Here is a 22454-nt window from a genome sequence, read left to right as displayed (position 1 = left end):
CCCTTCCCAGGAAGGGGCCCGTCCCATGTCCGGGTAGGTTCTGCGCGACCGGCGCCGCGGGTCCTAGGGAGCGGCGGTCCAGGCGTCGGCGTAGAAGTCGGCGGAGCGCGAATCCAGCAGATCGGCGTAGGGGCCCGGCTCCATGGCCTGCGCGGACCCGTCCGGGACCGTCGGAGCGAAGGCTGACACGCCGAGACCGGCTTGCCGGTCCTTCAGGGTCAGGCCGGCGGCCTCCAAGAGGGTCGGGTACATGTTCAGCTGGTCCACGCCGGGACGGAGCGTGCTGCCGTCGCCCGTGGTGCCGGGGATCCAGATCCGGTTGAAGATCGTGCGGTTGGGGTGGTCGTCCAGCTGCTCGTGGAACGCATCGCCGGCGTTCATGTGCTTGAGGTGATCGCCCATGATCACCACGGCGGTGTCCTCGAGGTAGCCCTGCTCCTCCAGATGGTTCACGAAGCCGGCCACCTCGGTCATGGAGCAGGCGAACACGGAGGTGACCTCGTTCTGCGTGTCGACGGGACAGTAGTCGTAGACGTGCACGGGCTCGTGGGTGTCCAGGGTCAGGATGGAGAGGTTGAACGGCCGGCCGGTCTTCTCCGCCTCGGCGTGCAGCCCGTCGACCTCGTCACGGGCGCGGGCCAGCAGGCGCTGGTCGCTCAGGCCCCAGTCGCTGCGGAAACTCGTCACGGGCTCGCCGGCGGCGCGCCAGTCGGCGAGGTCCTTGACCTCGGAGTAGCCGTGGCTGGTGAGGAACGTCTCCTTCGCGGCGAAGGAGGCATTGGCGCCTCCCATGAACACGCTCGTGTATCCGTGCGTCGCCAGGACGTCGCCGAGGCAGGTCGTCCCACCCAGGTAGGTGTCGACGTCGTTGCCGAGCTCGTTGGGGGAGCCGCTGGTCGACGCGGGTCCGCCGCCCTTCAGCGGGATGCCGCACTGGGTGGAGGCGAGCCCGGCCATCGTCCAGCCTCCACCCCTGTACTGCTGGAGGTCGTCGATGCTCTGCCAGCCGTCCGCGGCCTGCGTGGCGTCCTTCAGGGGAGCGAAGGCGTCCTTCTCGAAGAGCTGGTCGTCAGCGAGCGTGGCTTCGCCCGACTCCAGGTAGATCAGCACCAGATTGCGTTTCTGCACCTCACCGGTGACGACCGGATCCACATGGTACTCGCCGAGGTCGTAGTCGGAGTTCGCCGCCTTGATGTAGTCGCTCATGCCGACGGCACTGCCGAAGGCGGTGGTGCCGCCGATGACCACGGCGGCGACCAGGGCCGTGGATGCGGTCCGTCCGATCCACGGTGAGCGTCGTGTCCCCTCGCTCTCGCGGAGGCGGCGACGTCGGACGTACTGCCACACTGCCACCCCGAGGGTGAGGAGAAGGGGCAGTACACCGACGCCCAGGAGGCCCATCCAGACGAGCGAGCCGCCCCCGCCGTCGGTCTCCACGGAGACGAGGTTGAGGAGCATCTGGTTGACGGAGATCTCCCCCCAGAGGAACCGGATGCCGACGGCGGCGATGAGCAGGGCGAGCCCGGCCCAGAGCAGTACGTAGAGCAGGACGCGTCCGGCCGCGACCCCCAGCCGTCGGGTCCTGGGGAGAATCGGGTCAGACATGCGCCACCTCGCGTTCCAGATGCCCGCTTGTTCGCCGTACACCCTTGACATTGCACCCGTTCTCGGGTCCGGAAGATCCTAGTACCATCACGCTACCCGTTCAACACCAGTTCACCCCTGAGCGGTGAGCCGTTCACATGCTTTTCCCAGCTCGAGCCGTCCGGGCAGGTACGGGCGGCGCCTCGTGCACGCGTTTCAGTCGGGCTCGGTCCGATCCGCGGCGTGTCCTGTCGCGACACGCCTCCGGGCGGGCAAACCCGTGCACGAACCCGCGCTGCCCGCCAGCGGCGGCAGGCCCGGTGCAGGTGCGGGGGAACGGAGCCGCGGGTGTGGGCCGCCGCGCCGGGGGTGCAGATCCGGGGGAACGCAGCCCCGGGTGTGGGCCGCCGCGCCGGGGGTGCAGATCCGCGGGAACGGAGCCCCGGGTGTGGGCCGCCGCGCCGGGTGCACAGCGATCAGAGAGCCATGAGGCCGGGCGGCGATGCGGGAGGGCTGGGGCTACCGGGACCCCGGCAGCCGGAGGCGCTTCTTCGCCTTCGGCTGCGTGAGCTGGAAGTAGTCGCTGCTCTGCGGCAGCCACATGAGCAGCACCGCGACGAGCATCGCCCCCGCGATCAGCGACAGGCCGGGCGTCCCGCGGACCACGATCGGCACGCCCGCGATGATGCCGACGGTGCTCAGCAGCTCGCGGGCGCTCCTCCTGCCCCGCCGCAGCGGGAGCAGGAGGAGCAGTTGGAGGACGGCGAGTGCCCCGAAGACCGTGCCGAGGCCGATGAACCCGGCGCGGTCGGTGTCCTGCACGGCCGCCGACGTGAGGAAGGTGCCGGCGGCGACGAGCAGCAGGACGGCGATCACCAGCCACAGCACGACGGCGGCGCGCAGGGTGAACGGTCGGGGCGGCAGGGGTTTCGCCAAGGGGGAGTCCCTAGACCCGCGGTGCGACGGTGGCGGTGCTGGTCTCGGTGTCGTAGGAGTAGACCTCCGTGCCGCCGATCCACACCTGGAGTGCGCGCTGCATGACATCGAGCGGGTCGCCGCTCCACAGCACGAGGTCCGCGTCCTTGCCCACGGCGAGCGAGCCGAGGCGGTCGGCCAGCCCGAGGACCTTCGCCGGATTGATGGTGATGGAGCGCAGCGCCGTCTCGCGGTCGAGGCCCTCCTTGATGGACAGGGTCGCCTGGTGCACGAGGAAGTTGATCGGGATGACCGGGTGGTCGGTGATGATCGAGATCTCGACACCGGCCCTGGCGAGCTTGCCGGGGTTGGCGATCGAACGGCCGCGCAGTTCCACCTTGGACTTCGTGGTGAAGAGGGGGCCGATCAGGACGGGGGTCCCGCGTTCCGCCAGGACGTCGCCCAGCAGGTGTGCCTCGGTACCGTGGTCCAGGACGAGGTCGTACCCGAACTCGTCGGCGATCCGGATCGCGGTGGCGATGTCGTCGGCCCGGTGGGCGTGCTGGCGCCACGGGATCTCGCGGCGCAGCACCATGGCGAGGGCCTCGAGGTGCGGGTCGCGGGCGTTCTCGTCGGCCTTGCCCATGTAGTTCTGGGCCTTCATGAACGCCTCGCGGATCACGAGGGCGGTGCCGAGGCGGGTCGAGGGCGTCTTGTCCTTGCCCCCGTACACGCGCTTGGGGTTCTCGCCCAGCGCCGACTTCAGGCCGCTGGGGGAGCGCAGCACCATCTCCTCCAGGTACCGGCCGTGCGTGTGGAGGGCGACGGCGAGTCCGCCGATCGGGTTGCCGGACCCCGGGTTCACGTTCACGGTCGTCACGCCGCCCGCGAGGGCGTCGTCGAATCCCGGGTCGAAGGGGTTGATCGCGTCGATCGCGCGGACGCCGGCGGTGTTCGGGTTGGTCATCTCGTTCGTGTCGTCACCCGCGGAGCCCTCGCCCTCCTCGTGCGTGCCCAGGTGGACGTGGGCGTCGACGAAGCCGGGCAGCAGCCACTTGCCGGCTGCGTCCACGACGGTCGCGCCGTCGGGCACGGGGACGGACGCGCCGAGGGCCGTGATGCGGCCGTCCTCGACGACGACGGTGCCGTCGAAGGGGTCTCCGTCGATCGGGACGACGTGCGCGTTGGTGATGGCGGTGACGGGCGCGGGGTTTCCGCTGGAATGCGACATCGAATGGGGCCTTTCACAGGGGTCGGGTGATTTCCACCATATCGGCCCGCGGGCGGCCCTCAGGGGCGTGCCTACACTGGATGAGCCGTCCGTCGGGCTTCCCGGGCCGGTTCCAGTACTGATCCCTCGGAAGGGGAAGCATGAGCCAGCGCACCACGCCGGTGAGGACCCGTGCACTGGGCCTGGTGGCCGCAGCGGTGGTGGCCGGAGCCCTGGCGGCCTGGGCGTTCGCCTGGGCGGACTTCATCGGCCTCGACTTCCGGGTGTACCGCATGGGCGGGCAGTCCGTGGTCGACGGCGACGGCTCGCTCTACTCGCGGTCCTTCGGCGAGGGTGAGGGGTCGCTGCTCTTCACCTATCCTCCGTTTGCCGCCCTCGCGTTCACCGTGCTGACGCTCGTGAGCGCGGAGACGGGGGCGGCACTCTTCGTCGCGCTGTCCGTCGCCATCGCAGGCGCGACGTCGCTGCTGGTCACCCGCTATCTCGGCGGCTTCTCCGCCGTCCGCGACGTGCTCCGGCACCCGACCGCCCTGCCGCTCGCGATCGCCGGGACCGGCCTCGTGTGCCTGCTCGGTCCCTGGCGGGAGACCATGGCGTTCTCGCAGGTCAACATCGTGCTGTTCGCCATGATCGCCGCGGATCTGCTCTCGGGCCCGCACCGCCGGATGCCCACGGGCCTGCTCACCGGCATCGCGGCCGGGATCAAGCTGACGCCGCTGGTCTTCGGCCTGTACTTCCTCGTCCGCGGCGAGTGGAAGCAGCTGTTCACCATGGCGGGCGGCTTCTTCGGGACGATCGCCGTCGGATTCCTCCTCCTGCCGGGCGAGTCCGCGACGTACTGGCTCCAGATGCTGCGGGACACCGGACGCATCGGCGGTGAAGGGTATGTGGACAACCTCTCGGTCCGCGGGGCCATCCTCCACTTCCTGGGCCCCGACTTCCCCTCCACCGTCCCGTGGCTGGTGATCTCCCTCCTGCTGGTGGCCGCGACCGCCTACGTGATCCGTTCCTCGATCCTCCAGGGCGACCGGTTCCTGCCCATCGCGACGACGTCGCTGCTGATGCTCCTCATCTCGCCGATCTCGTGGTCCCACCACTGGGTCTGGATCGTCGTCGTCCTGGCGGTCCTCGCCGGACAGGCCGCCGGGCTGCCCGCAGGACTGTCGGGCTACCGGACGACGGCGGCCATCCTCTTCGTCGCGACCCTCGTGGTCTTCATCTACTCACCGAAGACGATCGGCCTGCTGTTCGGGGCCGAGGATCTCAACTCGCAGCTCACCACGGGCTGGCTCATGGCCTCCAGCGCGGGTGTCTTCTGCGCGCTGGCGATCACGGTCTTCTGGGTGCTCCTGTCCCGCGCCCGGCGGTCCCCGACCGCAACGGATCCGCGCCATGAGCGCGCCCGCCGCGGTCCGGCCGACCCCGAGCACGGCAGCACCGCCACCGGGCGGGGCGGCACGGCAACCGCCGCGGCCGGCACCGAGGCCCGGGCCGGCCTCGGTGCGCCTGCGGCGGACCGCTCGACAGCGCCCGACGACGCCGTCCCCGGCACTCCGCACCGCTGATGGCACCGGCGGCGCGACGCACCCTCGCGGCTCCCGTCGGGCGCCTGCGCCTCGCCGCTGCGGTCGCCGTGGCCCTGGTCCTACCCCCGCTGCTCGAAGCGGCCGTGGTCAGCGCCGGCGGATCCCTGCTCGCGGTCGACGTCCTCTTCCAGCTCGCCTGCGTGATCGCCGTCGCCCTGATCGGCGGCCTCTGGCCGGCCCTGCTCGGGGCGCTGTGGAGCAGCATCATCCTGAACTACACGTCCACCGAGCCGTTGGGGTCCCTCGAGATCGCGGACGCCGAGAACCTCGCCACGGTGCTCATCTTCATCGCCGTCGCGGTGGCCGTGTCCCTCGTGGTCGGGCTGTCGGCGCAGCGGTCCCGCGACGCGGCGCTGGCCCAGCAGGAGGCGGCCCTGCTCGGAGCGCTGGCCCGCGGTGCGCTCGCGGAGGAGGACACGCTGCAGGGCTTCCTCCGACACGTCCAGGCCCAGTTCGACGTCGATGCCGCCGCCCTGTTCGCCCGTCCCGCGGCCGCGCCGGACGCCTCGCCGGATGTCCCCGGAACCCACGCGGGCGCCCCGGTGACCCCGATGGATGCTCCGGCGGACACCCCGCCGGACACACAGCCTCACACCCAGCCGCAAACCCCGCCGGACGACGGGACCACGGCGGTCCCCGGCCTGGAGCGGACGGCGCTCGCAGTACGCGACACCCCGGAATCTGCCCTGCCCGGGGCGGCGCGGGGCGGTCGCGGGCGCGGTGATGATTCGGACCCCTGGACGCCCGACGCGGCGACCACCGTCGAACCGGTGGACGGCGACGTCGTCCTGGCCCTCTACGGCCACCAGTTGTCGACGCGCGAGCGAGGCATCCTGACCGCGTTCGCCGGGCAGCTGCGGTCCATGCTCCAGCGGCAGGAACTCGTCCGGAGTACGCGCACCAACCGGCGGCTCGCCGAGGACAATGTGATGCGCACGGCGATCCTCCGGTCGGTCTCCCACGATCTCCGCACGCCGCTCGCCGGCATCAAGCTGGCGGTAAGCAGCCTCCGGCATTCGGAGATGAGCTTCTCCCGGGAGGAGGAGGACGAACTCCTCGAGACGATCGAGGACTCCTCCGACCGCCTGGACGCGCTCGTGAGCAACCTCCTCGACATGTCCCGCATCACCGGCGACGCCGTGAACGCGCTGCTGCGCCCCACCCGCTGGATCGACGTCGTCGGGCCCGCCCTCGCCGGCATCCCCGCGGACCGCGTGCACGTCGGCCTGCCGCCGAACCTCCCCGCGGTCGAGGCGGATCCCGTCCTGCTGGAGCGCGTCCTGGCGAACATCGTGGAGAACGCGGTGAAGTATGCGCCCGGATCGACCGTCGAGGTGACGGCGTCGGTCGGTGGGACGGGCAAGGCACTCATCGATGGGTTTCCCGCCAGCGAGCTGCGTGTGATCGACCACGGTCGTGGGGTGTCGCGGACGGACGTGGACGCCATGTTCCGCCCGTTCCAGCGACTCGACGACGCCCCGTCCCGCGCCGGCGTGGGGCTCGGCCTCGCGGTGGCGAAGGGTTTCACCGAGGTGATGGGCGGCGTGCTCGACGCCGAGCAGACGCCGGGCGGAGGCCTCACACTCGTGATTCGCCTTCCCATCTCCACGGGGGCGGAGCTGTGACGCGCGTGCTGGTGGTCGACGACGAACCGCAGCTCCTCCGTGCCCTCGAGATCAACCTCCGGGCCTGCGGCTACCAGTGCGTGACGGCGGTCGACGGCGAGACGGCCCTCGCCGCAGTCACCGAGCACCACCCGGACATCGTCGTGCTGGACCTGGGGCTGCCGGACCTCGACGGCGTGGACGTCATCCGGCGGATCCGGGCGTGGTCGCAGGTGCACATCATCGTGCTGTCCGCCCGGCACGGGTCGCAGGACAAGGTGGACGCGCTCGACGCCGGCGCGGACGACTACGTGACGAAGCCCTTCGGGCTCGACGAACTGCTGGCCCGGCTACGCGTGGCGGCCCGACGGTCGGCGATCGCAGCGGAAGCGCCTGTCATCGAGACGCCCGACTTCACCCTCGACGCCGGTGCACGCCGCGTGGTCAGGGACGGCAGGGACGTCCGGCTGACGCCCACGGAGTGGAGGATCGTCGACCGGCTGATCAGCCGCCCCGGCCGGCTCGTGACGCAGCAGCAGCTCCTGCTGGACGTCTGGGGTCCGGCCTACGCGAAGGACGTCCAGTACCTCCGCGTGTACATGGCACAGCTGAGGAAGAAGCTCGAGCCGGACCCCGGGGCGCCCCGCTACTTCGTCACGGAGAGCGGTATGGGGTACCGGTTCGAGCCGTGAGCGCCGTAGCCGCCAGCGCCGCCGTGGGCGCCGTAGCCGCAGTGGGCGCCAGCGCCGCCGGCGCCGCCGTGGGCGCCGTCGTCGTCGGGATCCCCGGCCGCGCCCTGTCCGCGCCCTAGGATGGTGGCCATGACCTCCGGCACCCTCCTCGCGGTATGCCGCGTGCACGAACTGCTGCCCACCCGGGATTCCACCGGCGTGACCGCGATCGACAAGCGGGCCGTCCCCGGGCCCGTGAACGTCCATCCGTTGGGACTCACGGGGGACATCCAGGCGAGCCGTAAGCATCACGGCGGGCCGACGAAGGCCGTCTACGCCTACTCGCAGGAGGACGCCGACTTCTGGGGCGCGCAGCTGGAGCGGGAGATCCGCCCGGGCCTCTTCGGCGAGAATCTACGCGTCGGAGGGATCGACGCCTCCAACGCGGTCATCGGCGAACGGTGGAGCGTGGGGGAGGAGGTGGTCCTCGAGGTCACCATGCCGAGGACGCCGTGCGTGAACTTCGCGCGGTATCTGGGGGAGAAGTCCTGGGTGAAGCGCTTCAGCGAGGCCAACCGCGTCGGCACCTACCTGCGCGTAGTGGTGAAGGGCAGCATCACGGCCGGGGACACGGTCCGGGTCAGCAGCGTCCCGGCCCACGGGGTCACCGCCGCCCAGGTCTATGCGGGCCTGGACGAGCCCCGCGCCGTGGCGCTCCTCGATGCCGCGACGGAGGGTCCCCTGACGCTCACCCCGCAGGTGCGCAAGGCCGCACTGCAGGCCCTGAGGGTCGCGGCCCTGGCCTGACGTGCCGAAGGTCACCCGTCCGTCGTCGAACTTCTGGCACGGCACGACGCCTGAGTGCCGTAGACTGGGAACATCCCCCACACCGGTATTCCCTTTATGTCCGCCCTCTCGGGCCGGATTGGTTGTGTTGGGGCTCGGAGCACAGACTCGCGAGCAGATTCATCAGGGAGCGCCGGCTAGAAGAAACGTCACACGTCACTGCTGAGAGAGCAGAGAGAACCGTGTGGCGCGGAGTTCGGCGCCGGGATTGAAACAGTGCCGGATTCCTACGTTCATTCGGCACTGCGGGCTCCATCCTGCCAGGGCCGTCCGGCACCTACCTGGAGGATTATTTCCCGTGCCTGAAAACCTGTCCGAACAGATCATCGACTCCACGCCCGTCACCGACGAGACCGCGGCAGCGCCGGCGGCACCGGCGGACGACGACGCCGTGGAGATCCGCTTCACCGACCTGAACCTCGACGGTCGCGTCCTCGCCGCCCTCACGGATGTCGGCTACGAGAAGCCCTCGCCCATCCAGGCGGCGACCATCCCCGCGCTGCTCGAGGGTCGCGACGTCGTCGGACTCGCCCAGACCGGCACCGGCAAGACCGCCGCGTTCGCCATCCCCGCGCTGTCGAAGATGGCCGAACTCGCCGACGTCAACGGCGGGCCGAGCAAGAACACGCAGGTCCTGGTCCTCGCCCCCACCCGCGAACTCGCGCTGCAGGTCGCGGAGGCCTTCACCTCCTACGCCAAGCACATGGAGGGCTTCAGCGTCCTCCCCGTCTACGGCGGATCGCCCTACGGCCCCCAGCTGGCCGGGCTCCGCCGCGGCGCGCAGGTCGTCGTCGGCACCCCGGGTCGCGTCATCGACCACATCTCCAAGGGCTCGCTCGACCTGTCCAACCTCGAGTACGTGGTGCTCGACGAGGCGGACGAGATGCTGCGCATGGGCTTCGCCGAGGACGTGGAGCAGATCCTCTCCTCCACCCCGGCTGAGAAGCAGGTTGCCCTGTTCTCCGCGACGATGCCCCCGGCCATCCGCCGCATCGCCAAGAAGTACCTGAACGACCCCGCCGAGATCTCGGTCAAGGGCAAGACGACGACGGGCACCAACACGCGTCAGCGCTACCTGCAGGTCATGGGCCCGCACAAGCTCGACGCGATGACCCGCATCCTCGAGGTGGAGGACTACGACGGCATCATCGCCTTCGTCCGCACCAAGATGGCGACCGAAGACCTGGCGGACAAGTTGCGTTCACGGGGCTTCTCGGCTGCAGCCATCAACGGAGACATCCCCCAGCAGCAGCGTGAGCGCACCGTCGAGGCGCTGCGCGACGGCAAGGTCGACATCCTCGTCGCCACGGACGTCGCCGCCCGTGGCCTCGATGTGGAGCGCATCTCGCTCGTCGTGAACTACGACATCCCGCACGACACCGAGTCCTACGTGCACCGCATCGGCCGTACCGGCCGTGCGGGCCGCTCGGGCGACGCGATCCTGTTCATCACCCCTCGTGAGAAGTACCTGCTCCGTTCGATCGAGAAGGCCACGCGCCAGCCGGTCGAGCAGATGCAGCTGCCCTCCACGGAGAAGATCAACGAGCTGCGCCTCGGCAAGTTCGCGGACAAGATCACCACCACGCTGGCCACCGAGGACGTCTCGCTGTTCCGCGACCTGATCGCGAACTACGAGCGCGAGCACGACGTGCCGGCAGCCGAGATCGCCGCGGCCCTCGCCGTCATGGCGCAGGGCGGCCAGCCCATCCTGGTCAAGGACATCCCGGTGGCTCCCGCCGGGCAGCGGGAGCGCGCCGACGGTCGCAAGGATGCCTTCGGGTCCCGAGGCCCCACGCGCACGCTCACCGAGGGCAACGCCACCTACCGCATCGCGGTGGGCCGCCGCCAGCGCGTCCTGCCGGGCTCGATCGTCGGCGCCATCGCGAACGAGGGCGGGCTGTCCTCCTCGCAGATCGGCGGCATCGACATCCGTGCGGACCACAGCCTGGTGGAGCTGCCGGCTGATCTCTCGAAGGACCAGCTGCGGGCGCTCTCGAAGACGCGCATCGGCGGCGAGCTGATCCACCTGGAGCTCGACAAGGGTCGCAAGCCCGCGGGGAACCGTGGCGCGGGCGAGTTCAAGAAGCCCTTCAAGAAGGATTACCCCAAGCGCGACGGCGACACCCGCTTCTCGGGCGACACCACCCGCAAGCCGCGCCAGGCCAAGGGCGCCGGAGCCGGGGCGGGGCGCTCCAGCGCGCAGTCCGAGCAGTGGTAGGACCTAGCTGACCCACCCGGTCGGACCCGCGCCCTGCGCGGGTCCGACGCGGAATCCGGGGTCCGCTCGAGAGGGTGGCCGTCGATTTCGCACCAGCGGCGGGGAACTGGTAAAGTTTCTTGCTGTTGCCCCCCTAGCTCAGTGGTAGAGCGCGTTCTTGGTAAGAACGAGGTCACCGGATCGATTCCGGTGGGGGGCTCGCAAATGAGGGGGCCCGTGACGATCATCCGATCGGTGCGGGCGAACTCATTTAGGGCGGTGTAGCTCAGCTGGTTAGAGCGCACGACTCATAATCGTGAGGTCGTGGGATCGAGTCCCACCACCGCTACAGACAAGACCCCGGAATCCGAGATTCCGGGGTCTTTCTGGTCGTCGGCCGGATCCGGTTACCTTCGCCCCTGCCGCAGGGTGGCCCCTGCGGCGGACCATCATGGCGTGATCGTGTCCCGAAGGAAGGCCGTCAGGGTACTTCGCCCGTCCTGCCGGCGCAGAGACTGAGACGGCAGACGATAGTGTCCGGGCAGGACGCGGATATCGCCCAGATCCTGGCACGGCGCCATGACAACGGTGCCGATTACTGGGCCACGCCCGACGGACGTATCAGCAAGGGGAGTCCCTTCACCACGCTCGACTGTGCGCTGATGCTGAAAGACCTCGGGATGGACCCGACCGACCCGGTGCTGAAGGGAACAGCGGATCTCGTCTTCCGGACGCTGCGGGACGACGGGCGCTTCGCGATCGCCCCGCATGGCGCGATCTACCCCTGCCACACCATCAACGCGGTGAGGGCGCTCTGCCATCTGGGCTACGCCGAGGATCCCCGACTGCGGGGGACCTTCGATCACCTGGCCCGGATCGAGGAGGCCGACGGGGGTTGGCGGTGCAGGAAGTTCAGCTACGGAAGGGGGCCGGAGACCGATTGTTCGAATCCCGGACCGACCCTTGCTGCGCTCGACGCCCTGCGGTTCGTGCCCCTGTGCCATCAGCCGGAGGCCCTGGACGCGGCGGTGGACTTCCTGCTGGACCACTGGGTCGTTCGGGCGCCGATCGGCCCGTGCCATTTCGGCATAGGCTCCCTCTTCCTGCAGGTCGCCTATCCCTTCTCCAGTTACAACCTCTTCTTCTACGTCTACGTCCTGTCGTTCCACGAGCGTGCGCGGAGGGACCCGCGTTTCCTGGAGGCCCTGAGCCTCCTCGAGTCGACCCTCGACGACGGGAGGGTCGTGGTGCAGAGACCTCACCAGAAGCTCCGTTCCCTGGCCTTCTGCCGCAGGGGAGAGGTCAGCGACCTGGCGACCGGGCACTACCTCGAGATTCGGCGGAACCTGGAAGAGGGGCCCCGCCTCGACGGACCCGCACCGCCTGCAGGACGGCGTCCCTGATGGCCACGTCGCGGCCGTCCGGGGTGCGCTGCGTCCGCGGCCGGGATTCGCAGGCGCGGATGTCCCAGGAATCGTCGAGCAGGGCCGCGATCTGCTGCGGGGTGTAGAACACCTCGGCGTGCGGTGGCCGGCCCACCCCGGTGTGCCGGTCCGAGGGGTCGTGGCCGACGATCAGGAGGGTGCCGCCGAGGCCGACGAGCGCCGCCAGTTGCCGGAAGATCCGTGCACGGTCCGGATCAGGCAGGTGCATGAACTGGACCGACACGAGGTCCTGGTCACCCGGGAGCTCCGGGGAGTCCAGCAGGTCCGCGTGCCGCCACTCGATGTGGTCGGTGATCGTGTCCCCGAGCGCCCCGGCGTGGGCACGGGCGCGGGTGAGGGCCACCTCCGAGACGTCGACCCCGAGGACCGTCCATCCCCGGGAGGCGAGCCAGACGGCGTCGGCCCCTTCGCCGCAGCCGACGTCGAGCGCCCGGCCGGGCGCCAGGCCCTCCGCTGCTGCGACGAGCTGCGCATTCGGGTTGCCGCTCCAGATCCTCGCGGCGTGCTGCCGGTAGCGGTCGTCCCAGAATTCCTGTGTGTACTCACCGGGCACGGCGTACCTCTTCCTGACGCTACGAGCAGACGGGTGCGGCGGCACCCGTAGCAGCCCATCATCCAACCCGGAGCGGCGAAGACCAAGGACGCGCTCACGAAGCCGGCGCCGGACGGCATTCCTACCGCCCTATGCTCAGCTTGCTTATGATCGGGCTGCTTCCTAGGCTGGAACCGGTACGACAGCATCGCTCCACGGAAGGGAGAACAGCATGTCCGAACACAACATCTCCGGCAAGAAGGTCGCGTTCCTGCTGACGGACGGGGTGGAGCAGATCGAGCTCACAAGCCCCTGGAACGCCGTAAAGGAAGCGGGCGGCATTCCCACGCTCGTCTCGCCCAAGACCGGGACCCTGCAGGGTTTCGACGGCATGGACAAGGGTGACACCTTCGAGGTGGACCTCGCCGTGGCCGAGGCGAAGGCCGACGACTACGACGCCCTCGTCCTGCCGGGTGGCGTCGTGAATGCGGACTTCCTGCGCGTCGACAAGGATGCCCAGGCGTTCACCCGTGCCTTCTTCGAGCAGCACAAGCCTGTCGCGTCCATCTGCCACGGACCGTGGCTCCTGATCGAGGCCGGCGTGGTCAGCGGCCGGGACCTCACGTCCTACCACACGCTTGCCACGGACCTGAGGAACGCGGGCGCCAACTGGAGCGACGAGGAAGTGGTCGTGGACCAGGGGCTCGTGACGAGCAGGAACCCCGACGACCTCGAGGCCTTCAACGACAAGCTCCTCGAGGAGATCGAGGAAGGCCCCCACGAGGGCCAGACGGCGTAGCGCGCGCCACCGACCAACACCGCAGGGTCCGCCGTCCGGCGGGCCCTGCGGTGTTCTGTGTGAGCGCCGGGCGAGCATGGTCAACGACGGGCCGATGGGACAGGATCAGAGCATGACCGATCTTCCCTTCCCCGTCCGTCCCATGCTCGCCAAGGCCGTCGCCGCCGTCCCGGAGCAGGACGCCGTGCCCGGCGGCCTCGTCTACGAGCCGAAGTGGGACGGCTTCCGGGCGATCGTGAGGATCGCGGACGGCACGTGCGAGATCGGCAGCCGGGGCTCGAAGATGCTCACCCGGTACTTCCCGGAGCTCGTCGATGCACTGCTCGAGAATCTCCCGGAACGCTGCGTCGTGGACGGGGAGATCGTGGTGCGGAGGGGACGGCCCGGGGCGGAGCGGCTGGACTGGGACGCCCTGTCGCAGCGGATCCATCCCGCGGAGAGCCGGGTGCGGCTCCTGGCCGGCCAGACGCCGTCGTCGTTCATCGCCTTCGACCTCCTTGCCCTCGACGGCGCCGACCTCACGGGGATCCCCTTCCGTGAGCGCCGGACAGCGCTGGAGGACATCGGTGGGTTCTTCTCGCCCCCGGTCCATCTCTCACAGGTCACCGACGACGTCGACCTCGCGCGGCGCTGGCTCGTCGAGTTCGAGGGCGCGGGCCTCGACGGCGTCGTCGCGAAGCCGCTCGCCGCAGCCTACGAACCGAACAAGCGGCGCATGCTCAAGGTGAAGCACCATCGAAGTGCCGACACCGTGGTGCTGGGCTACCGGATCCACGCATCGGGGCAGGGTGTGGGTTCACTGCTGCTCGGTCTCTACGACGACGACGGCGCGCTGCGGAACGTGGGTGGTATCTCCGCGTTCTCGGATGCCCGCCGGCTGGAGCTGGTCGACGAGCTGGAGCAGGACGTTCTGCGCGACGGCGACGGCGTGGCGGAACTCGGTGCAACCGAACGAAGCCGGTTCGCCGCCGCGAAGGACGTCTCGTACATCCGCTTGCACCCGCGACGCGTCGTGGAGGTGAGGTACGACCAGATGGAGGGCGACCGCTTCCGCCACACCGTGCAGTTCGAGCGGTGGCGGCCGGACCGGGAGGCGCGCTCGTGCACGTTCGGGCAGCTCGACCTGCCGGCGGCCTACGACCTCAGCCGCGTCCTGACGGGCGGGGCCGGGGCTACGGGGTGACCTGCGGCTCAGTACCGATCCGGTTCCTCGCCGAGCTCGAAGTGGCGACCGTGGATGTACGTCGGCGTGATCTCCACATAGGTGTACTTCCGCGTCGGGATCCAGGGCCTGAGCGGTAGCATGTCCGCCGCGTCCACCTCGGACTGCGAGACGATCACGCGGGCCGTGCCCTTGAGCACCACGCTCCAGGCCTCGTCGTCGGACACCTCGTCCACCTCGAAGGCGACGCGCTCGTTCACCGTCAGTTCGGCCAGCTTCGTCCCCGGGTTCGTCCGCATGAACAGGGCCCCGTTGTGCGCGACGAAGTTCAGCGGGTAGATGTCCGGCTCGCCCAGGACGCTCAAGGCCAGTCGACCGTATTCAGCGCGCTTCAGCAGGTCCCATGCCTCGGCTTCGGACAGGACCGTTCCGGGGCGTTCGTCGCTTTCCATGGCGTGCTCCTCCTGAACATCGGGGCGTCCGGTCGGGCGGACGCGTGGCTGGTGCAGCCAGTGTCCCCGACGCCCGATGCGGGCACCAGAGCCGTGCGACCCGAGTGCGCGGCCGGCCGGCCCAGGCACGACGCCGGTGCAGCCAGGCGCACGACCCTCCGCCGGTGATCCGCCGGAGGCCGCGCGGCCCGATCCCATGTCGGCGGGGGCCCCTAGGCTGTAGGTGTGGAACCCACCTACCTCTGCAGCGGCGTGGCCTGGCACGAGTCAGGGCCCGTGCTGTCCCTGCGCGAGGCAACGGCAGGGAATCCGGGCTCGGAGGACGAGGGGCACGATGTCCCGCTGGCTCCCGGCACGCGACTGGCTTTCGAGGTCACTGCCGAGGGGAGGTTCTGCCTCGGCTTCCACCGGGTCCATGGGCGGGACGATCGCACGTGGGTGGGGTGCGCGGGCCAGGCGCCGGCGGAGCGTGGCTATCAGTGCGGGCGCTGTTTCGCGCAGGACGACCTCCGTTTCATGCACGACATCCATCGCTCCGGGATCGCCCCCGCCGGGTTGAAGCGCTATCTCGACCAACCCCACTGGCTGTACGTCGCCACCTTCGCCGACGGTTCGACGAAGGTCGGGACGGCGTCGGACCTGCGGAAGCGCGCGCGCCTCGTGGAGCAGGGCGCCGTCGTCGCACAGTTCGTCGCCTACGCCCGGGACGGGCGGGTCGTCCGGATCCTCGAGGACGAGGTCACCCGCACGGTCGGTCTGCCGCAGGCCGTGCGATCCGCCACGAAGGCGGCGTCCCTGTGTGCCCCGCTCCCTGCGGTCGAGCTCGAGCGCCTCAACGACGGGTTCGCACTGGCGGCCCGCGGACTACTGTCCGGTGGGATGGGGATAGAGGGCTTCGAGGTGGTCCACGAGGAGTTCGAGCCGCCGCCGTCGTGGTCCACCGTTCTCCGACACCGGGGCCTGCAGCCGTATCCGGAGCCGCTCGGCCAGGGCCGGCACGGCGTCACCGTCCGCGCGGTACTCGGTCCGTCGGCGCTCGTCGCGATCGACGGCGCGGACCTCGTGTTCGTCGCGGATCTCTCCCAGCTCAAGGGCCGGCGGCTCCGGGCAGGGGACTTCAGGACGCCGGTGCCGGCCGTCCAGGAAGCGCTCTTCTGAGGACCGGGAGGCGGGCGGCAGTAGAATCGGTGCATGCTGAATACGCCCTGGGAGACCGGCTCGGACCTGTACCGCAAACTGGTGGTCTCCGCACTGGTGACCACGGCGCTCGGCATCCTCATTGCCGTGGTCGGAGCCATGACGGACCGGAGCGGGCTCGTCTACACCGGCATCCCGGTCATCGTGGTCGGGATGGTGTGCCACATCGCCGGCCTCGTGGTGCGCTCGCGCGACACGCGTCGCCGCCTCAGGGACCGGCGCTGAGCCGGTACGGTCCGACGGCGGACGCCGTCCCTTTCCCGCGCCTTCAGCCACGACTGCCCGCTCGCCCGACGACGTTTCCATCGGAGGAACCATGACCATCGACCCAGACCTGCAGGGGCGCAGCTACCCCGCGGGAGAGACCTACTCCGTGGGGCGCGAGGCAATCCGTGACTTCGCCCGGGCCGTCAAGGCCACGCACCCGGCGCACTACGACCTCGATGCCGCCCGGGCGCTGGGGCATAGGGACCTCGTGGCCCCGCCCACGTTCGCGATCATCGTGGCCCAGCGGGCCGACGCGCAGCTCATCGCGGACCCGACTGCGGGGATCGACTTCACGCGCGTGGTCCACGCCGACCAACGCTTCATCCACCACCGTCCGATCCTCGCCGGGGACGAACTCGTCGCCGCACTCCACGTGGATCAGGTGCGGGCCATGGGCGGTGGAGCGATGATCACCACGCGTGCGGAGATCTCGACCGTCGACGGCGAGCCGACGGCCACCACGACGTCGTCCCTCCTCGTCCGTGGGGAGGACCAGTAGCCATGACCGTATCCATCAGCACACTCGAGGTGGGCCGGCAGATCGGCTCCACCACCATAGACATCACCCGCCAGGACCTCGTCCGGTATGCGGGCGCCTCGGGGGATCTCAACCCGATCCACTGGAACCAGGCGTTCGCCGAGGGTGTCGGGCTGCCCGGCGTGATCGCCCACGGGATGTTCACCATGGGCGCCGTCGTGCAGCTGGTGGCCGACTGGGCCGGCGACCCCGCCGCGGTCGTCGACTACCAGACGCGCTTCACCAAGCCCGTCGTCGTGGAGGACACCACGGCGCGGCCCGGGGAGCCCGGAGCCGTGGTGGAGGTGACCGGCGTCGTCGGGGCGATCGACCCCGAGCGGTCGACGGCGCGCATCGACCTCACCGTGACGTTCGGCGGCCAGAAGGTGCTCGTGAAGGCGCAGGCCGTGGTGAGGCTGCCATGAGCGTGCCCCTGACCGGAACGCTCCTGGCCGATCTCACCACGGCGCGCGTCGGAGGTCCTGCGCGCACGCTCGTCGAGGCCTCGACCGAACAGGAGATCGTCGAGGCCGTCCGCGCCGCCGATGCCGCCGGGGATCCGCTGCTGATCATCAGCGGCGGATCGAACCTGCTGATCGGTGACGACGGTTTCGCTGGCACCGTCGTCCGCATCACGTCGAGCGGGTTCACGGTCGACGACGACGACGCCACGTGCGGTGGCGTCATGGTGAAGGTGCAGGCCGGCCACGACTGGGACGACCTCGTGAAGTACACCGTGCTGCACGCGTTCACCGGCCTGGAAGCCCTCTCCGGCATCCCGGGGTCCACCGGCGCGACGCCCGTGCAGAACGTCGGGGCCTACGGCTCGGACGTGTCCCACACCATCGCCACGGTCCGGACCTTCGACCGGAAGGCGGACAGCATCAAGAGCTTCACCAATTTCGAACTGCAGTTCGGGTACCGGGACTCCCTGCTCAAGCGCAGTACCGTCAACGGGTCCCCCCGCTATGTGGTGCTCACGGTCGAGTTCCAGCTCGGACTCGGCCGCATGAGCACCCCGATCCGGTATGCCGAGCTCGCCCGGGTACTCGGCGTCGAGGTCGGCGCGCGTGCCTACGCCAATGACGTGCGCCGTGAGGTGCTCCGGCTGCGGGCGGGCAAGGGGATGGTGCTGGACGCGCCGGACCCGGATACCTGGAGCACAGGATCGTTCTTCACCAATCCGATCGTCCCGCAGCACGTCGCGGACCGGCTGCCGGCGGACGCGCCCCGGTATCCGGCCGGCGAGGACGGCTCGGTGAAGCTCAGTGCCGCCTGGCTCATCGAGCACGCCGGGTTCTCCAAGGGGTTCGGTCTCGCGGACGACGACGGCTTCGCTGCTGCCGGCGGCCGTGCATCCCTCTCGACGAAGCACACGCTCGCCCTGACCAACAGGGGCGGCGCCTCGGCAGCGGATCTGCTGTCCGTCGCGCGGCTCGTCCGCGACGGGGTGGAGCGGGCCTTCGGTATCCGTCTGGAGCCCGAGCCACTGCTCATCGACTGCTCCCTCTGACGTCGATTCCGTCGATGGTTCGCGCACCCGTCGGTCCGGTGCTGTCCGCTGACAGGTCCTCTCAGCGGGCGGGCGAGCGTCGCGCCTGTTCGGCAGCGGCACGGGTGAGGACGACGTCGTGCCAGCTGTCGTCCCGCTGAACGAGCTGCCGTGAGCAGAGCCACTGGGCAAGACGCGAGGCGACGCTGATCTGCGCGAGGCGGTCGTGGAAGTCCGGGAGGAGCTGCGGCGGTGCCAGGAACTCGGGCAGGGCATGCAGCAGCTGCCGCGCGCCCATGACCTTGACGTACGGGTCCTCGGTGCCGAACTGGCGTTCGAGCGCGAGGAGCTCCTGCTCGGCGCCGGTGAGCCTGGTCGCGGCGACGTGCTCGAGGTAGGCGCGGAGGTGGTCCTGGACCCGCTCGTATCGCAGCAGGCTCTCGGGGTGCCGCGTATGGCCACTGGCCGCGAAGAAGCGCCGGAGGACGATGTCTGCGTTCACGGGATCCATGCGCCCATCCTCCCTGGACCCTCCGACCTTTTCACGCGATCGTGCTGCGGCGCGGATGAACGGCGTCGGCTGTTGCGGGTCGGCGTCGTGGCGCTGAGGGGTGGGCGTCGACTTGTCCACATACCGGGGTCGAGCCGATGAATAGAACGCGTGTTCGATAAAATCAGGTATGGCTGTCGCACCGATGGAGATCGCAGGAGACCCGGGACCCTCCCTGGGATTCGTGCACACTGCGCTGGTGCACGTGGCCGATTCGCTCACGGTTCGGGGCCGGATGCTGTCACGGACCGACGTGCTGCAGATGCTGGTCGACGTCGAGGATATCTCCCGGGTCGTCGACTACCTCCAGGTTCTTGCCGCGGGCATGGCGGAGGAGAGGGGGCCGGCGTCGGGGGACAGTCCGGGTGATGCCGGTTCGCTCCAGGCGCAAGCGGAACAGTCCCTCGGCAGGCCAGGAACAGTCGGTGCCACCGGGCAGCGGATGTCCGCGGACCGCACCGCCGATGATGCGGCCGGCACCAGGACCTGCGCGGACTACCTGCGGGTTCGACTGGGGATCAGTCGCGCTGAGGCGAAGCGCAGGCTGGACCTCGCACACAGGGTGCTGCCCGGCGTCTCTCCGACGGGAGCGCCCGTCGAGGCACCGTCGACGGCTGTGGGTGCTGCGTTCGCCGCAGGTACCTTGAGCGGGCGTGCGGCGACAACCATCTGTTCCGCGGTCGAGCGGGTTCGCTGTCTTGCTGCTCCCGAGCATCTCGTATCGATGGAGCAGCATCTCACACTGCAGGCGCTCGAGTCCGACGAGGATGTGCTGCGCGTCGTCGCCCGTCGCTGGGAGACCGTTCTGGACCAGGACGGGCAGGAACCGACGGAGAAGATCCTACGGAGTCGCCAGGGCGTTTTTCTTCGAGGTCGCCGCAATGGACTGCGGATCCTCGAGATCGGCGCCACGGACGAACAGTACGAGCATCTCGTCACAGCCATGACCACCGCCACCAACCCCCGCACCCGGGTGGACCGCACCCCGGGGTCTGCCCGCGGCTGCACACCGGACGACTCTCCGGGCATCGGCGCTGCTGGAGCTCCGCTCCACGGTGGGGCTGTCGAATCCCTGCCGGCGGCCGGACCGGACAGCCCGACCCGGGCACAGAGCCTGCTCGACGGACTGGTCGGCGCGTGCAGGATCGCCCTGTCCACCTCCGCGCTGCCAACCACCGGCGGCCATCGGCCCCAGGTGATGGTCACCATCGACTACCGCGACCTCCTCGGCGAGCTCTGTGACACGAGCGCCGGACGAACGAGTGCTTCAGGGAGCATGGGGACACAGGACCGTGGTCGGGAGGTGTGCGATCGGGGCACCCTGGCTGATGCGTGCTTCGCCGGCGGGACGGGTGGCAGCGGAACCGGGCGCACCGTCTTCGCAGAGCAACTGAGTGCCCGTGCCATTCGGCGGATGGCGTGCGACGCCGACCTCATCCCGCTCGTGCTCGGCGGTGAGGGGCAGATCCTCGACATCGGCCGTGCGGGACGGCTCTTCCCACCGCACATGCGTCGGGCGCTGGTTGCACGTGACCGCGGCTGTGCTTTCCCGGACTGCACTGTTCCAGCCAGCTGGTGCGAGGCGCACCACCTCGCGCCCTGGTCCCGCGGGGGTGCCACCAGTATCGACAACGGAGTCCTGCTGTGTGCGCACCACCACCACACCATCCACGACGGTCTCTGGACCGTCGTGTCGCACAACGGCATACCGTGGTTCGCCCCACCGCGACATCTCAACCGCCATGGGACCACCGCCCGACGCAACAGGTACTGGCACGCCGAGCCCGGGTCACCGGTCGGTGCCATGGACGCGGCGCCGTGAGAACAACAGCGGAACCGCTCGGCCCGGGCGCTCACCGGGATGACACGTCGCGGGGCGCTCACCGGGATGACACGTCGCGGGGCGCTCGCAGGAGTGACACGTCGCGGGGCGCTCGCCGGGATGACACGTCGCGGGGCGCTCGCAGGAGTGACAAGTCGCGGGGCGCTCGCAGGAGTGACACGTCGCGGGGCGCTCACCGGGATGACACGTCGCGGGGCGCTCACAGGATCGACACGTCGCGAGGAGACAGCGGCGGCTCAAGGGCTCCGGGGCCGCCCCCGGGCGCCCCCGGCCGCGGCCGGGCGCTCCCGGCGTCGCCGGGCGGGGTCCCGGACGATCACGAGTCGGACCGGCCGACCCCGGACGGTCGAGAGCACGGCCGAACCGACCCCGAGGACGCGCGGCGTCCGCCGGGGGACCTCAGAGGTTGCCGGTGGCGATCATCAGCATCCGTCGGAGCGGCTCGGCTGCTCCCCACAGCAGCTGGTCACCCACCGTGAAAGCACTGATGTACTCCGGCCCCATCTCGAGCTTCCTGATCCTGCCGACGGGGATCTCCAGCGATCCGGTCGCCGCTACGGGTGTCAGGCCGGCGACCGTCTCGGTCTTCGTGTTCGGGATGACGCGCACCCACTCGTTGTCCGCCGCCAGGATGGACTCGATCTCGCTGACCGGCAGGTCCTGCGTCAGTTTCAGGGTCAGCGCCTGCGAGTGCGAGCGCATCGCCCCCACACGGACACACAGACCATCGAAGGGAATGCGCGTGGCGGTACCGAGGATCTTGTTGGTCTCGGCTCCGGCCTTCCACTCCTCCCGGGACACACCGTTGCCGAGGTCGCTGTCGATCCAGGGGATGACGGACCCGGCCAGGGGAACACCGAACTGGCTCGCTTCGAGGCTCGGGTGCCGCTGCTTGGCGAGAATGGCGCGGTCGATGTCGAGGATGGCGGAGGCGGGATCGTCGAGGTTGACGGCCACGGTGCCATGGAGCGCACCGAACTGGTTGAGCAGTTCCCGCATGTGCCGTGCGCCTCCACCCGAGGCGGCCTGGTAGGTCATCGAGGTGCCCCACTCCACGAGGCCGTTGCGGAAGAGACCGCCGAGCCCCATGAGCATGCAGGAGACCGTGCAGTTTCCGCCGATGAAGTCACGCACCCCACGCGCGAGCCCGGCGTCGATGGCGTCCCGGTTGACCGGGTCGAGGACGATGATGCTGTCCTGCTCCATGCGCAGTGTCGAGGCGGCGTCGAGCCAGAGGCCCTGCCACCCTGCATCGCGCAGCTTGGGGTAGACCTCGGCCGTGTAGTCCCCGCCCTGCGCGGTGACGATGATCGGCAGCTTGGCGAGCGTCTCGACGTCGTACGCGTCCTGCAGGGTGCCGGTTCCCTCCGCGAACCGCGGCGCGGCACCCCCGGCCGACGAGGTCGAGAAGAACACGGGGTTGATCCTGGCGAAGTCGCCCTCGTCCTGGAGGCGCTGCATGAGGACAGAGCCCACCATGCCGCGCCAGCCCACGAAACCGACAGAGGGCAGAGCGGAACTCTCGGGTGCTGAAGTCATGCCTTCCAGTTTAGGCGGAGGCTCC

General features: G+C 69.9%; 22 protein-coding genes and 2 tRNA genes. 17 read left to right on the top strand and 7 right to left on the bottom strand.

From position 1 onward, the window contains the following. Nucleotides 1-63 precede the first annotated feature (63 nt). The 3 genes from ACSGDB_RS05515 to ACSGDB_RS05505 all read right to left on the bottom strand — a co-directional run bounded on the left by ACSGDB_RS05515 (nt 64) and on the right by ACSGDB_RS05505 (nt 3730). Nucleotides 64-1605, bottom strand: a complete 1542-nt coding sequence (locus ACSGDB_RS05515; protein WP_434993445.1) for an LTA synthase family protein — start codon at nt 1603-1605, stop codon at nt 64-66. Nucleotides 1606-2103: 498 nt separating this feature from the next. Further along, nucleotides 2104-2520 carry a hypothetical protein gene (locus tag ACSGDB_RS05510; RefSeq protein WP_434993444.1) on the bottom strand — a complete coding sequence of 139 codons (417 nt, stop codon included), beginning with the start codon at nt 2518-2520 and terminating at the stop codon, nt 2104-2106. Between the two features lie 10 nt (nt 2521-2530). Beyond that, nucleotides 2531-3730: an amidohydrolase gene (locus ACSGDB_RS05505; protein ID WP_434993443.1), complete on the bottom strand. Its 1200-nt coding sequence runs from the start codon at nt 3728-3730 to the stop codon at nt 2531-2533. Between the two features lie 140 nt (nt 3731-3870). On the opposite strand from ACSGDB_RS05505, the gene ACSGDB_RS05500 reads away from it, so the two are divergent. From ACSGDB_RS05500 to ACSGDB_RS05460, 9 genes are all read left to right on the top strand, one after another. Then, complete coding sequence (locus ACSGDB_RS05500; protein ID WP_434993441.1) at nt 3871-5295, top strand: glycosyltransferase 87 family protein; 1425 nt, start codon at nt 3871-3873, stop codon at nt 5293-5295. Beyond that, the gene (locus ACSGDB_RS05495; RefSeq protein ID WP_434993440.1) at nt 5295-6941 is read left to right on the top strand and encodes a sensor histidine kinase; all 1647 of its coding nucleotides are present in this window, start codon (nt 5295-5297) and stop codon (nt 6939-6941) included. Before ACSGDB_RS05500 ends, ACSGDB_RS05495 begins: the two co-directional genes overlap by 1 nt. Next, nucleotides 6938-7612 (top strand): response regulator, encoded by a 675-nt coding sequence (locus ACSGDB_RS05490; protein ID WP_434993439.1) that lies wholly within the window; start codon nt 6938-6940, stop codon nt 7610-7612. The genes ACSGDB_RS05495 and ACSGDB_RS05490 overlap by 4 nt, the downstream gene beginning before the upstream one ends. After that, nucleotides 7609-7731 (top strand): hypothetical protein, encoded by a 123-nt coding sequence (locus ACSGDB_RS05485; RefSeq protein WP_434993438.1) that lies wholly within the window; start codon nt 7609-7611, stop codon nt 7729-7731. Before ACSGDB_RS05490 ends, ACSGDB_RS05485 begins: the two co-directional genes overlap by 4 nt. A gap of 10 nt (nt 7732-7741) precedes the next feature. Beyond that, a complete protein-coding gene (locus tag ACSGDB_RS05480) occupies nt 7742-8398 on the top strand; it encodes an MOSC domain-containing protein (protein ID WP_434993437.1) in 657 nt (218 codons plus the stop codon). A 337-nt stretch (nt 8399-8735) separates the two neighbouring features. Further along, nucleotides 8736-10655 (top strand): DEAD/DEAH box helicase, encoded by a 1920-nt coding sequence (locus ACSGDB_RS05475; protein ID WP_434993436.1) that lies wholly within the window; start codon nt 8736-8738, stop codon nt 10653-10655. Between the two features lie 127 nt (nt 10656-10782). After that, nucleotides 10783-10854, top strand: a tRNA-Thr gene (locus tag ACSGDB_RS05470). A 55-nt stretch (nt 10855-10909) separates the two neighbouring features. Continuing rightward, nucleotides 10910-10983, top strand: a tRNA-Met gene (locus tag ACSGDB_RS05465). A 184-nt stretch (nt 10984-11167) separates the two neighbouring features. Next, on the top strand, nt 11168-12037 hold the full coding sequence (locus ACSGDB_RS05460) for a hypothetical protein (protein ID WP_434993435.1): 870 nt from the start codon (nt 11168-11170) through the stop codon (nt 12035-12037). Here the strand turns inward: ACSGDB_RS05460 and ACSGDB_RS05455 are convergent. Then, nucleotides 11937-12632: a class I SAM-dependent methyltransferase gene (locus ACSGDB_RS05455; protein WP_434993434.1), complete on the bottom strand. Its 696-nt coding sequence runs from the start codon at nt 12630-12632 to the stop codon at nt 11937-11939. The genes ACSGDB_RS05460 and ACSGDB_RS05455 overlap by 101 nt on opposite strands. Before the next feature lie 211 nt (nt 12633-12843). On the opposite strand from ACSGDB_RS05455, the gene ACSGDB_RS05450 reads away from it, so the two are divergent. Beyond that, on the top strand, nt 12844-13410 hold the full coding sequence (locus ACSGDB_RS05450; RefSeq protein ID WP_434993433.1) for a type 1 glutamine amidotransferase domain-containing protein: 567 nt from the start codon (nt 12844-12846) through the stop codon (nt 13408-13410). Between the two features lie 112 nt (nt 13411-13522). Beyond that, on the top strand, nt 13523-14593 hold the full coding sequence (locus ACSGDB_RS05445) for an ATP-dependent DNA ligase (protein ID WP_434993431.1): 1071 nt from the start codon (nt 13523-13525) through the stop codon (nt 14591-14593). 8 nt (nt 14594-14601) lie between these two features. Here the strand turns inward: ACSGDB_RS05445 and ACSGDB_RS05440 are convergent, their stop codons facing one another. Next, nucleotides 14602-15024, bottom strand: coding sequence for a pyridoxamine 5'-phosphate oxidase family protein (locus tag ACSGDB_RS05440; RefSeq protein WP_434993429.1), 423 nt, complete (start codon nt 15022-15024; stop codon nt 14602-14604). Nucleotides 15025-15249: 225 nt separating this feature from the next. Between ACSGDB_RS05440 and ACSGDB_RS05435 the strand changes: the two genes are divergently transcribed. From ACSGDB_RS05435 to ACSGDB_RS05415, 5 genes are all read left to right on the top strand, one after another. After that, entirely contained in the window at nt 15250-16182 is a 933-nt protein-coding gene (locus ACSGDB_RS05435; protein WP_434993427.1) for a DUF2797 domain-containing protein, read from the top strand. Between the two features lie 33 nt (nt 16183-16215). Continuing rightward, complete coding sequence (locus tag ACSGDB_RS05430; RefSeq protein WP_434993426.1) at nt 16216-16446, top strand: hypothetical protein; 231 nt, start codon at nt 16216-16218, stop codon at nt 16444-16446. Between the two features lie 91 nt (nt 16447-16537). Next, entirely contained in the window at nt 16538-16987 is a 450-nt protein-coding gene (locus ACSGDB_RS05425) for an FAS1-like dehydratase domain-containing protein (RefSeq protein ID WP_434993424.1), read from the top strand. Between the two features lie 2 nt (nt 16988-16989). Continuing rightward, complete coding sequence (locus ACSGDB_RS05420) at nt 16990-17430, top strand: MaoC family dehydratase (protein ID WP_434993423.1); 441 nt, start codon at nt 16990-16992, stop codon at nt 17428-17430. Next, nucleotides 17427-18518: a UDP-N-acetylmuramate dehydrogenase gene (locus ACSGDB_RS05415; RefSeq protein WP_434993422.1), complete on the top strand. Its 1092-nt coding sequence runs from the start codon at nt 17427-17429 to the stop codon at nt 18516-18518. The genes ACSGDB_RS05420 and ACSGDB_RS05415 overlap by 4 nt, the downstream gene beginning before the upstream one ends. Before the next feature lie 61 nt (nt 18519-18579). On the opposite strand, the gene ACSGDB_RS05410 is transcribed toward ACSGDB_RS05415, so the two are convergent. Further along, a complete protein-coding gene (locus ACSGDB_RS05410; RefSeq protein ID WP_434993421.1) occupies nt 18580-19008 on the bottom strand; it encodes a hypothetical protein in 429 nt (142 codons plus the stop codon). Between the two features lie 169 nt (nt 19009-19177). On the opposite strand from ACSGDB_RS05410, the gene ACSGDB_RS05405 reads away from it, so the two are divergent. Then, a complete protein-coding gene (locus tag ACSGDB_RS05405) occupies nt 19178-20869 on the top strand; it encodes a DUF222 domain-containing protein (RefSeq protein WP_434993420.1) in 1692 nt (563 codons plus the stop codon). Between the two features lie 420 nt (nt 20870-21289). Here ACSGDB_RS05405 and asd read toward each other — a convergent pair whose 3' ends face one another. Next, on the bottom strand, nt 21290-22429 hold the full coding sequence (gene asd, locus ACSGDB_RS05400) for an aspartate-semialdehyde dehydrogenase (RefSeq protein ID WP_434993418.1): 1140 nt from the start codon (nt 22427-22429) through the stop codon (nt 21290-21292). Between the last annotated feature and the right edge of the window lie 25 nt (nt 22430-22454).

Origin of the sequence: Arthrobacter sp. Ld5, from assembly GCF_051172775.1 — a bacterium.
In the GTDB taxonomy this organism is placed as follows: Bacteria; Actinomycetota; Actinomycetes; order Actinomycetales; family Micrococcaceae; genus Arthrobacter_D.
This window is presented reverse-complemented; position numbering and strand designations above follow the sequence as displayed.